The organism is Photobacterium sp. OFAV2-7, from assembly GCF_022347985.1.
Taxonomy (GTDB): domain Bacteria; phylum Pseudomonadota; class Gammaproteobacteria; order Enterobacterales; family Vibrionaceae; genus Photobacterium.
Window position 1 is genome coordinate 1 of record NZ_JAKRFQ010000084.1, and the last position, 10,065, is coordinate 10,065.

Consider the following 10,065-nt stretch of genomic DNA (forward strand, 5'->3'; position numbering starts at 1 on the left):
TACGGGTTTCCGTCACCATGACATGGCGCACCTCATTACCACTAAATTGGTATTCGTCACGGACAGAGGCCAGGAAAGGCTTAAGTTTCGGGAAGCTGGCTAGGTCGGCACCGGCATACCCCATCGCCTGATAAACGGCATCTTCCAGCGCATTGGTTCTGGCTGTCTTTTCACTTTCAAGCATAACGGCAGAGCCTGTGACCTCAAGCCAGGCGGCATTAAGCTGAAATGCGGCCATAAGACATAGGCTGCTCAAGGTGTTAATAATTTTTTTGTTCATATTTTAACTTCGGTATGAAAATTGCTTGCTCAGTGATTAGCTAAAGAAAATTGCCGTTTCTTTAATTCAGTTTGGAACATCTATGCAAAGAGTGTTCCTAGTAGCACTTTTTGAAACGGCTAGATAATAACGAGTAAAGTTTTTCTTTATACGAACGATAACAGGCTACAAGTCTATTTTCATCCGGAGCTGGCAAGAATGAAAAAATGGATAGTCCTGATACTGGCAGCGATGACTGTATCTTGCTCTTATTCTCCGATATATAACGGTAAAGAGCCCTATATGGGCAGCTCTTTTCTGTTAAAGGAAACGCCACGTCATACGATGGACTTCTTTATTGAGGGGCTGACCGAGCAGTTGGTATCATCGAACCAGTACCTGACAGCGAAGACGCCACTGGCTGTGACATCATTTGTTGACTTGCAGGAAATGAATGAAACTAACTGGCTGGGTAACTCCGTAACGGAAGGTTTCATGTTCCAAATGCAACAGCGTGGTTATACCGTTGTTGACTACAAAGCGACAGGAGCGATCAAGGTTACTGCTGATGGTGATTTTGCTATCAGCCGCAACTGGCGGGAACTGGCCGGTGAACAGCCGGTTGACTACGTACTGACAGGCACGATGTTGCGTCAGGGGGCGGGGGTGCTGGTTAATGCCAGGATCATCGGTATGCGCTCGCGGGTTGTGATTGCATCGGCGCAAGGCTTCCTACCGGCCGATAGAATTGGACGTGACCTAGATACTTTGAATAAAATGCGGATCCAGAATGGCGTTATTATTCGCAACGAAGTGAATACATTCGACCGCAATACTGTTGTCTTAAAACCTTAGGAGTTGTTATGCGTTACTGGTTTCTGCTAGTTTTCATGGCGTTGGCGGGCTGTCAGCCTTTAACAGAGATCCGTAATGATGATCTGATCACGTCTGTCGGCTATGCCTCTATCAGTGAGCAGCGTGGCCGTACGATTGAAGAAAAGCGTGTTCGGGCGATGCGTGCATCGAAAATTGATGCCTACCGCGAACTGACTGAGCAAGTTTACGGTATGCGTATAAGTGCCCGTGCGGAGCTTGAAGATCAGCAACTCGGTGTGGAAAACACCGATGGTGCGGTAGATGGCATTATCCGAGGTGCCGAGGTAATTCGTAGCTATCCTGTCGGCGACAGCTTTGTGACTGAGATGCAGTTGGACCTGCGTAAAATGGACAAGATGAAAAAACATGGCGAAGTCTTCCATGTACCGAGTAATCAGGAAACCATGTTTTAAGCGTTATCAGGTTCAAGCTTAGTTGTGACCAGTACTTGATGCTGGCAGTAACGTCTAAAAAAGGTGTACTCATTTAGAGTGCACTTTTTTTATGAAAGGTAAAAATGTGGGATTGGGAGCTAGGGCTAGGCTTTGATATTGGTTCCCAATGAGCGGATGTTTTGTGCCACCCCTTCACTGTTATAGGTCATTTGCTGTTTGCCACGGCTTTGCTGGAATAAGTTATTTAATTTATGGAAGCTAAGTTGGGCACGCTGAAGCGCTTCGCCGTTGACTTCATTGATCTCTTTGCAACGACTGACGATTGCTTTTATCGACTCAACTTTCTGTACATATTCCGGGTTGTCAACAAGCAGTTGGCGTTGGGCATGGCTGGAGATCTGGTGATCTTGCTGTTGAACTTTGTTGAGCAGGGCAAGTTTATCATTGGCAAGTTTGGCGATATCTGCCGCTTTTCGCTCGACAATGGCTGCTTTTTCTTGTTCAAGCAGGCGAGAGAGTGACTCCAATGTTGCTAGCTGCAATTCTAGTAACTGTTCAATCGTTTGGGCCATTTAGTTCTCTCTGAGTATCGTAATGTCGAGCTGGCTCTAGAGGCCACGAAGCTCATCTTCAAATTTCATCATGTTCGATGCGAGCTTGTCGGCATCGACGACATAGGAACCATTGGAAATCGCATCTTTGATTGCCGCAACCTTAGCACTGTCAAAACTTGGTTCAGCCGCGAGTTGCTGGTGGATTTGTCCGACCGCCTTGCCCTGAGAGCTGAGCGAAACGGCATCTTTTGGTCCACTTGGCACAGATTGCTGACTTTTTGCAGCCCCTGATGTCGATCCTGATACGTTGCCATGATTGCTGCGTGCTGTGGTCATTGGATGACCGGAGCGTAGCTGATCAATACTTGCCATAAAAAAAGCCTTTGCACAATTTACTAGAGACAGCCATTACTTCGGCAGGGTCTGTAATAACTTTAGCATTTAATTAAAAGTTTACGGTGACTTCACCGACGCCGGTGATAATACCATCGACAACACGCTTTGACTTGGCATTTTGTACCCGTATTTGTTCCCCGAGTGAGCCGTCGGACAGTGCTGTCCCTTTGGTGACAATATTTAGCCCACTGCGACCGGCCTTGATAAGGACGGCATCATTTCGACAAACAAGGCAGATATCATTGCCCTGTATGGCGTCTCCCATGTTAACATTTCGCTTTACTTTAGAGCCAATGATTTGTTGTGGGTGCTCGAAAACCACCCCGCGCTGAAACCGGGTCTCAATCATTTGTACCATCAGGTCGGAGGCTGACAATACGGCGCCACGGGCCAGTGGCTTGGCGGCGACAACCCGGGGAAGGAGCTGCTTGACTCGAACAGGGACATAAACCTGCCAGCCTTCGGTGCTGCAACTGACCAGTACCGTGATATTGCCCGTCAGGGATTGCTTGCCGGGCACCGAGGTCTTAAGCGGTTCGGAACAGGTGCTCAGTTTTAGCCGGGAATCTAAATGTGCAGCCTTAACAGTGAGTTGGCCTTTAGGGGGAGATTTGACAATTGTTTTGACATATTCTTCCGCGGTATGCTGTACCATATCTAAGCTATTTTGTGGTGCTGATGACACAAAAGTGCTAAAGAAAAATGCCAGTAGGCCGAAAAAAATGGTTAAGAGTGTTAAATGTGTTCTTTGGGTCACGGTTTTTACTCTTTAATGCAAGGTCTAAGGGGCTACAATTAGCCTCAGCTCATCATATGTGATTTGCAATGAGAATTCTCATTTAACACGTATAGAAATAAAAAACGCATAACATGGAGTCACCTTATGTCGGGGATACTTGATTCAGTGAATCAGCGCACCCAGCTAGTCGGCCAAAACCGTTTGGAACTGCTAACCTTTCGGTTAAACCGACGTCAGCGCTATGGGATAAATGTATTTAAGGTCAAAGAGGTGCTTCAGTGCCCGAAACTGACAACAATGCCTAACCTGCACCCGTTGGTAAAGGGTATTGCCCATATTCGCGGACAAACTATTTCTGTTATTGATATGAGCCTGGCAACCGGTGGCCGCCCGATTGATGATCTGGACAACTGTTTTGTGATCATTTCGGAATTTAACCGTTCGATCCAAGGCTTCCTGGTATCATCTGTTGAGCGCATCATCAACATGAACTGGGAGTCCATTTTGCCGCCGCCAAAAGGGGCCGGCAAGGAAAACTACCTGACTGCGGTGACTGAGATCGACAATGAGCTGGTTGAAATTCTGGATGTAGAGAAAATACTCGACGAGATCTCTCCGGTTGATACCGATATTAGCGGTACGGTTCTGGAAGAGCTGGTTGATGATATGCCGGTTATCCGTCGCGTGCTTGTTGCTGATGACTCCAGTGTTGCACGTAAACAGATCCAGCGAGCGATTGAAGCTATTGGTTGCGAGTGTGTGCTGGTTCAGGATGGTAAGGAAGCTATTGAGAAGCTCCGGGTCATGGCCAAAGACGGCAGTATCTATGATCAGCTGGCACTGGTTATTTCCGATATTGAAATGCCGGAAATGGATGGCTATACCCTAACGGCAGAAATTCGTAATGATGCCAACCTAAAGGATTTACATGTTATCCTGCACACCTCATTGAGTGGGGTATTTAACCAGGCCATGGTTGAGCGTGTAGGTGCGAATGCTTTCATTCCTAAGTTTAACCCGGATGAGCTGGGGGCTGCGGTGAAGGCCGCTATGCCGGAATAATCTAATTAAAGAGTAGTAGATGACAGCTATAACAATTAAAGACCAGGAATACCGCGATTTTTGCCGTTTTTTAGAAGCACAATGCGGCATTGTACTTGGCGACAGTAAGCAATACTTGGTTCGTAGCCGCCTGAGTCCATTGGTCAGCCGATTTTCGCTATCATCTCTTTCCGAGTTATTGCAAGTTGTGATCAGTGGCCGCAACCGGGAGTTGCGTGTTGCAGCCGTAGACGCCATGACAACCAATGAAACGTTGTGGTTTCGCGATACCTATCCGTATGCGGTGTTGGGGGATAAGATTTTGCCGGAGCTTGCTGCCAATAAGCGTCCGATCAAAATCTGGTCATCGGCAAGCTCTTCCGGGCAGGAACCGTATTCGATTGCGATGACGGTGCTGGAAACCCAAAATCGTCGCCCTGGCATGCTTGCCAGTGGTGTTCAGATCACGGCGACAGATATCTCGCAGACTATGCTGGATACCTGTCGTGCCGGGGTTTATGACAATTTGGCATTGAGCCGTGGGCTTTCCCCGGATCGCCGCCGTGTTTTCTTCGAAAACAATGGTGACGGCCGTATGAAGGTTAACGACAAAGTGAAGCGGATGGTGAACTTCCGGCCGCAGAACCTGAAAGACAGCTATGCGCTATTGGGTAAATTCGATGTGATTTTCTGTCGCAACGTACTGATTTACTTTTCGCCGGAAATGAAGGCGAAAGTACTGAACCAAATGGCTGCCAGCTTGAATCCGGGCGGTTACCTGCTGCTGGGTGCGTCCGAGTCACTGACCGGTCTGACCGACAAGTTTGAGATGATCCGCTGTAACCCGGGAATTATTTACAAGCTAAAATAGATTCAAGAAAAAGCTGTACCCAGAACCCAACTTTATCGAGGAACATCCCTAGTTCCTCGATACTTACTCTCCCCAACACACTGCCATTAAAACTTGGCACACCATTTGCTTCTATATCAATAACGATTTTTGGAGGCAGCTATGTCCATCTCTTTTGATAAAGCATTAGGTATTCATCAGCACACGGTTGGCGTGCGTGCCAAGCGCGCGGAAACACTGGCCAGCAACATTGCCAATGCCAATACCCCAGGCTACAAAGCAAAAGATATCGACTTTCAGCGTGCATTGAATGCGGCAACGTCAGAGGCAAAGATTGGCCTGAGCCGCACTGATGGTCGGCATATATCTGCCTCCACCAAAATAATGGGCGAGCAAAAGTACCGTGTACCTAATCAACCGGATACCGGCGACGGCAACACGGTCGATGCGCAGCTTGAGCAAAACCTGTTTATGCAGAACTCACTGGAATACCAGGCATCACTCGACTTTCTGGGCTCCAAGTTTAAGAACCTGAGCAAGGCATTAAAAGGAGAATAATAAATGAGTTTGTTTAACGTTTTTAATGTCACAGGATCGGCAATGAGTGCAGAATCTGTTCGTCTGAACACGACGTCCAGTAACCTGGCTAATGCCAACAGTGTCAGTAGTTCTGCAGAAGAAACTTATAAGGCTCGGCACCCGATTTTTGCAGCAGCGCTGCAGAATGCCAGCTATCAGCGTGATGAAAGCGTGCCGGTACAGGTAAAAGGCATTGTTGAAAGCCAGAAGCCGCTACGTGCCGAATATAACCCACAGCATCCGATGGCGAATGCTGAAGGGTATATCTACAAGCCGAATGTCAACGTTATGGAAGAAATGGCCAACATGATTTCAGCTTCTCGTTCCTATCAGAGCAATGTCCAGGTAGCAGATGCAAGCAAGCAGATGCTAATGAGCACATTGCAGATGGGTAAATAAGGGTAAGGAGTAACTGTTATGACCAGTATTAACGGCGCAGGTCAAAGCAACTTGTCCTACCTTGATCAACTCAAGGGGATGCAAGAGAAAAAGCTTCAGGAAGATCAGAAAATTACTACTGGTCAGAATGAACTGAAGCAGGAAGATTTTCTCTCGTTGCTAACCAAGCAGCTTGCCCAGCAAGACCCGTTCAAACCGGTTGGCAATGATCAGATGATTGCCCAGATGGCATCGTTTGCCACGGTTGACGGGATCAACCAGATGAATGAGCAGTTTGGCAGCCTGAACTCTGCCATGACCTCGAACCAGGCGCTGCAGGCATCCTCGCTGGTTGGCCGTGATGTACTTATCCCTAGCTCGACTGGGGTGAAGCAGGCTGAAGGTGGCATGGCCGGCATGGTTAGGTTGCCTCAGGCGCTGGATAATATGATGGTCAGGGTCGAAAACGAGCAGGGCCAGTTAATTAAAACCTTCGATATGGGGGCTAAACCGCCGGGCGAGCACCGCCTTGAGTGGGACGGCACCGATGAAAGTGGCAATGCCTTGCCGGAAGGTCGCTATCAGCTAAAAGTTGCCGGGCTGGTTGATGGTGAAAGCCGGGAATTTGATGTGTCTACCTATGCAAATGTAAACAGTGTGTTGCTTGGTAATGGTGATGGCAATGTCATGCTTAACCTTGCGGGCTTTGACTCGCCATTCAAACTTGCCGAAGTACTTGAAGTCGGTAAGGTATAACAGGTCTTAGGAGATTCATAACATGGGATTTAATATTTCACTAAGTGGTATTGGGGCATCACAGAAAGACCTGAATACCACCAGTAACAACATTGCCAACTCGAATACCTTCGGCTTTAAAGAGTCGCGTGCCGAGTTTGGCGATGTGTATTCAAGCTCGGTGTTTTCGAATGCCAAGACCACAACCGGTGGTGGTGTACAGACGTCGGTGGTTGCGCAACAATTTCACGAAGGTTCCAGTATTTATACCAACAACCCGATGGATCTGCGGATTTCGGGTAGTGGTTTCTTTGCGGTTGCCGATGACAAGCTACAGCCTCAGAACAATAGCCTGACCCGTAATGGTGCTTTCCACCTGAACAAGGACAACAACATCGTCAACTCTGAAGGCCAGTACTTGTTGGGTTATAAGGTTGATCAGGAAACGGATCAGGTGACCTCCTATGAATCTCAGGCAATGAAAGTGCCGGATCAGTTCGGCCAGCCGAAGGAGTCAGAGAATATCGAGATCGGCGTGAACCTGCCAGCCTCAGCCGAGGCGAAAAACCCGAGCGAGTTCGACTTCACCGATCCGAGCTCCTATAACAAGTCAACCTCACTGACCATGTACGACTCATTGGGCCAGCCTTATAAGATGACCACCTATTATGTCAAAGACAATGGTGGTACGGGTGGGGCTGCGCCTGCTGTTGATGCCGATGGTAACCCGATTCCAGCCGATCCCGCTGCTGAAGGTGCAGCAGGTGCCGCCGGTGCCGAGAACCGCTGGGCGGTGTACTATACCGTGACGGATAGTTCAGGTGAGAAAGCGGTGGATGTCAACCTGACACCGGAAGGTGATGGTGAGGTTGCCTCTGGTGATGCAAACGGTCCGTTAGCCAGTGGTCACCAGGGCCATTATGTCGAATTTAATACCGATGGATCGGTGAAATCGGTCAACAACGGTAATCCGATTCAGACCGAGGAGCTGGGTGCTGCTGGTGCCGGGCTTGATATGAATGGTGCAAGCGAGACGCAGAAGCTGAACATTCAGTTTGAAGACCCGACTCAGTATGCCGCACCGTTTGAGATCCGCCGTTTTAGCGAAGATGGCGCAACTACCGGCTTTCTGGCAAAAGTTGACATCGATGCCAAGGGATCGATTGTCGCAACATACAGTAACGGTGAGAACGTGACGCTAGGCCGTGTTGGTATGGTACGTGTGCCCAATGAACAGGGGCTGGTATCGAAAGGCGGTACCCAGTGGGTAACGAGCCAGGATTCAGGCGCGGCTATCTGGGGTGAGGCCAGCCAGGGGGCATTCGGTGGTATTAAGAGCGGTACCCTTGAGCAGTCAAACATCGATATGACCCAGGAGCTAGTGGATTTGATTACTGCCCAGCGGAACTTCCAGGCGAACTCGCGTGCACTGGAAGTTGATAACCAGCTTCAGCAGACAATCTTGCAGATCCGATAAGCAAGAGGCGCTAGCAACGCGTAATATCATTGCCGCTTTTTTGGCCTTGTGTCGATTAAGCGGCAAATCTTGTCCTTGTCCGTCATAAAATTGTCCCTTCTTTGCCCCTGTTCTGGGCGAAAATCCTCAATTCGTTGATTTATTACACTATCTTAATGGTGGCATAGTTATTGCTTGATATTCACTAGATTGTGATTGGAGAGTCAATAATGGATCGTTCACTGTATTTAGCCATGAGTGGTGCCAAACAGGATATGTATGGCATGCAACTACATGCCAACAACCTAGCTAACGTGAGAACTACCGGTTTTCGCGCTGATCTCGAGCAGGCACGTAGCATGCAGGCATACGGTGAAGGATTGCCGTCTCGCGTTTTTGCGATGACCGAGCGTCCGGGACAGGACTTTTCTCAGGGCTCAGTCATGACAACCGGGCGTGATCTGGACGTCACTATCGAGGGAGATGGCTGGCTGGCTGTGATGGATCCTTCCGGCCAAGAAGCCTACACCCGTGCAGGCCATTTGAAAATCGACCAGACAGGTATGTTGCAAAACAGCAATGGCAACCTGATGTTGGGCGAAAATGGCGGTCCGATCTTTATTCCTCTTCCAATCAGTAAAATTGAGATCGGCAAAGATGGAACCATTTCCGTGCTTCCTCAGGGGGCACCGCCGGAAGCGATGGAAGTCGTCGATCGCCTTAAGCTGGTTCGCCCGGATAACCGTGATATGTATAAAGATGTCAATGGATTATTCAAATCAAAGAATCCTGGTGAAGTCTTCGATGCCGATGCTGGTGTGACCTTACTAAATGGCGCACTGGAAGGCAGCAACGTAAATGCTGTCGGCGAAATGACCAGCATGATTGACTTGCAGCGTCACTTCGAAATGCAGGTCAAATTAATGAAAACAGCAGAAGAAATGGATGCGGCATCATCTTCACTGCTGCGTTTAGGCTAACCGATAATAAGGAATAGAACATGCATCCAGCTTTATGGGTAAGTAAAACCGGTCTTGACGCTCAGCAGACAAATATCTCGACCATTTCGAATAACCTTGCGAACGCCTCGACGGTCGGCTTCAAGAAAAGCCGGGCTGTCTTTGAAGATTTGTTCTATCAGAACATCAACCAGCCGGGCGGCCAGTCTACACAGGATACCGAATTACCGTCGGGTCTGATGCTGGGCGCAGGTTCGAAAGTGGTAGCGACGCAGAAGGTCTTTACCCAGGGAAATACCCAGACAACCAACAATGCAATGGACATGATGATCGAGGGAGACGGTTTCTTCCAGATCCTCCTGCCTGACGGCAACATGGGTTATACCCGTAATGGCCAGTTTACTATCAACGGTGAAGGCCAGCTGGTGACCACCGGCTCTGGCTATGTCTTGCAGCCTGAGATTGTTGTTCCGGAAGATGCGGTTGGGATAACCGTCGGTACGGATGGTGAGGTTTCTGCGCGTATTCGAGGCCAGCAGGAGAACCAAGTGCTGGGTCAGATCACGACGGTTGATTTTATCAACCCGGGTGGCCTTGAACCTATTGGTCAGAACTTGTTCTTGCCAACTGGTGCCAGCGGCGATGCCCAGGAAGGGGTACCGGGTCTGGACGGGTTGGGTTCGGTTCGCCAGTCGATGCTGGAAACCTCGAACGTAAATGTGACGGAAGAGCTGGTCAATATGATCGAAGCGCAGCGCGTGTATGAAATGAACTCGAAAGTCATTTCAACCGTCGACCAGATGCTGAGCTACGTTAACCAGCAGTTATAACAGGGAGTTAATACCGTG

The 10,065-nt window shown here is 48.9% G+C and carries 14 protein-coding genes; 10 read left to right on the forward strand and 4 right to left on the reverse strand.

Going from position 1 to position 10,065, the window contains the following annotated elements; translation table 11 throughout:
* The coding region (locus MHN01_RS07515; RefSeq protein ID WP_239410756.1) for a flagellar assembly protein T N-terminal domain-containing protein at positions 1 to 280 on the reverse strand (280 nt) is incomplete at its 3' end.
* Positions 281 to 478: 198 nt separating this feature from the next.
* Here MHN01_RS07515 and MHN01_RS07520 point away from each other — a divergent pair.
* A complete protein-coding gene (locus tag MHN01_RS07520) occupies positions 479 to 1,114 on the forward strand; it encodes a FlgO family outer membrane protein (protein ID WP_160648765.1) in 636 nt (211 codons plus the stop codon).
* An 8-nt stretch (positions 1,115 to 1,122) separates the two neighbouring features.
* Positions 1,123 to 1,548 (forward strand): LPP20 family lipoprotein, encoded by a 426-nt coding sequence (locus MHN01_RS07525; RefSeq protein ID WP_239410757.1) that lies wholly within the window; start codon positions 1,123 to 1,125, stop codon positions 1,546 to 1,548.
* Positions 1,549 to 1,673: 125 nt separating this feature from the next.
* Here the strand turns inward: MHN01_RS07525 and MHN01_RS07530 are convergent, their stop codons facing one another.
* The 3 genes from MHN01_RS07530 to flgA all read right to left on the reverse strand — a co-directional run bounded on the left by MHN01_RS07530 (position 1,674) and on the right by flgA (position 3,237).
* Positions 1,674 to 2,102 (reverse strand): flagella synthesis protein FlgN, encoded by a 429-nt coding sequence (locus MHN01_RS07530; RefSeq protein ID WP_239410758.1) that lies wholly within the window; start codon positions 2,100 to 2,102, stop codon positions 1,674 to 1,676.
* A 36-nt stretch (positions 2,103 to 2,138) separates the two neighbouring features.
* Positions 2,139 to 2,456, reverse strand: coding sequence for a flagellar biosynthesis anti-sigma factor FlgM (gene flgM, locus MHN01_RS07535; protein ID WP_075763895.1), 318 nt, complete (start codon positions 2,454 to 2,456; stop codon positions 2,139 to 2,141).
* Between the two features lie 73 nt (positions 2,457 to 2,529).
* Positions 2,530 to 3,237 carry a flagellar basal body P-ring formation chaperone FlgA gene (gene flgA / locus MHN01_RS07540; RefSeq protein WP_239410759.1) on the reverse strand — a complete coding sequence of 236 codons (708 nt, stop codon included), beginning with the start codon at positions 3,235 to 3,237 and terminating at the stop codon, positions 2,530 to 2,532.
* A gap of 126 nt (positions 3,238 to 3,363) precedes the next feature.
* On the opposite strand from flgA, the gene MHN01_RS07545 reads away from it, so the two are divergent.
* From MHN01_RS07545 to flgG, 8 genes are all read left to right on the forward strand, one after another.
* Complete coding sequence (locus MHN01_RS07545) at positions 3,364 to 4,281, forward strand: chemotaxis protein (protein ID WP_239410760.1); 918 nt, start codon at positions 3,364 to 3,366, stop codon at positions 4,279 to 4,281.
* Between the two features lie 19 nt (positions 4,282 to 4,300).
* A complete protein-coding gene (locus MHN01_RS07550) occupies positions 4,301 to 5,131 on the forward strand; it encodes a protein-glutamate O-methyltransferase CheR (RefSeq protein WP_239410761.1) in 831 nt (276 codons plus the stop codon).
* A 141-nt stretch (positions 5,132 to 5,272) separates the two neighbouring features.
* Positions 5,273 to 5,668 carry a flagellar basal body rod protein FlgB gene (flgB, locus tag MHN01_RS07555; protein ID WP_075763903.1) on the forward strand — a complete coding sequence of 132 codons (396 nt, stop codon included), beginning with the start codon at positions 5,273 to 5,275 and terminating at the stop codon, positions 5,666 to 5,668.
* A 3-nt stretch (positions 5,669 to 5,671) separates the two neighbouring features.
* Positions 5,672 to 6,088 carry a flagellar basal body rod protein FlgC gene (gene flgC / locus MHN01_RS07560; protein WP_075763905.1) on the forward strand — a complete coding sequence of 139 codons (417 nt, stop codon included), beginning with the start codon at positions 5,672 to 5,674 and terminating at the stop codon, positions 6,086 to 6,088.
* 18 nt (positions 6,089 to 6,106) lie between these two features.
* On the forward strand, positions 6,107 to 6,823 hold the full coding sequence (gene flgD / locus MHN01_RS07565) for a flagellar hook assembly protein FlgD (RefSeq protein WP_239410762.1): 717 nt from the start codon (positions 6,107 to 6,109) through the stop codon (positions 6,821 to 6,823).
* Positions 6,824 to 6,845: 22 nt separating this feature from the next.
* On the forward strand, positions 6,846 to 8,279 hold the full coding sequence (locus tag MHN01_RS07570; protein ID WP_239410763.1) for a flagellar hook protein FlgE: 1,434 nt from the start codon (positions 6,846 to 6,848) through the stop codon (positions 8,277 to 8,279).
* Between the two features lie 209 nt (positions 8,280 to 8,488).
* Positions 8,489 to 9,238 carry a flagellar basal-body rod protein FlgF gene (flgF, locus tag MHN01_RS07575; RefSeq protein ID WP_239410764.1) on the forward strand — a complete coding sequence of 250 codons (750 nt, stop codon included), beginning with the start codon at positions 8,489 to 8,491 and terminating at the stop codon, positions 9,236 to 9,238.
* Between the two features lie 20 nt (positions 9,239 to 9,258).
* The gene (gene flgG, locus MHN01_RS07580) at positions 9,259 to 10,047 is read left to right on the forward strand and encodes a flagellar basal-body rod protein FlgG (protein WP_075763913.1); all 789 of its coding nucleotides are present in this window, start codon (positions 9,259 to 9,261) and stop codon (positions 10,045 to 10,047) included.
* The last annotated feature ends 18 nt before the right edge of the window (positions 10,048 to 10,065 follow it).

Excerpts from the sequence above, each read along its gene's own strand:
- flgG (WP_075763913.1), top strand. The coding sequence starts at position 9,259 with ATGCATCCAGCTTTATGGGTAAGTAAAACCGGTCTTGACGCTCAGCAG.
- flgD (WP_239410762.1), top strand. The coding sequence starts at position 6,107 with ATGACCAGTATTAACGGCGCAGGTCAAAGCAACTTGTCCTACCTTGAT.
- flgB (WP_075763903.1), top strand. The coding sequence starts at position 5,273 with ATGTCCATCTCTTTTGATAAAGCATTAGGTATTCATCAGCACACGGTT.
- MHN01_RS07550 (WP_239410761.1), top strand. The coding sequence starts at position 4,301 with ATGACAGCTATAACAATTAAAGACCAGGAATACCGCGATTTTTGCCGT.
- MHN01_RS07545 (WP_239410760.1), top strand. The coding sequence starts at position 3,364 with ATGTCGGGGATACTTGATTCAGTGAATCAGCGCACCCAGCTAGTCGGC.
- flgF (WP_239410764.1), top strand. The coding sequence starts at position 8,489 with ATGGATCGTTCACTGTATTTAGCCATGAGTGGTGCCAAACAGGATATG.
- MHN01_RS07520 (WP_160648765.1), top strand. The coding sequence starts at position 479 with ATGAAAAAATGGATAGTCCTGATACTGGCAGCGATGACTGTATCTTGC.
- MHN01_RS07530 (WP_239410758.1), bottom strand. The coding sequence starts at position 2,102 with ATGGCCCAAACGATTGAACAGTTACTAGAATTGCAGCTAGCAACATTG.
- flgM (WP_075763895.1), bottom strand. The coding sequence starts at position 2,456 with ATGGCAAGTATTGATCAGCTACGCTCCGGTCATCCAATGACCACAGCA.
- flgC (WP_075763905.1), top strand. The coding sequence starts at position 5,672 with ATGAGTTTGTTTAACGTTTTTAATGTCACAGGATCGGCAATGAGTGCA.
- MHN01_RS07525 (WP_239410757.1), top strand. The coding sequence starts at position 1,123 with ATGCGTTACTGGTTTCTGCTAGTTTTCATGGCGTTGGCGGGCTGTCAG.
- MHN01_RS07570 (WP_239410763.1), top strand. The coding sequence starts at position 6,846 with ATGGGATTTAATATTTCACTAAGTGGTATTGGGGCATCACAGAAAGAC.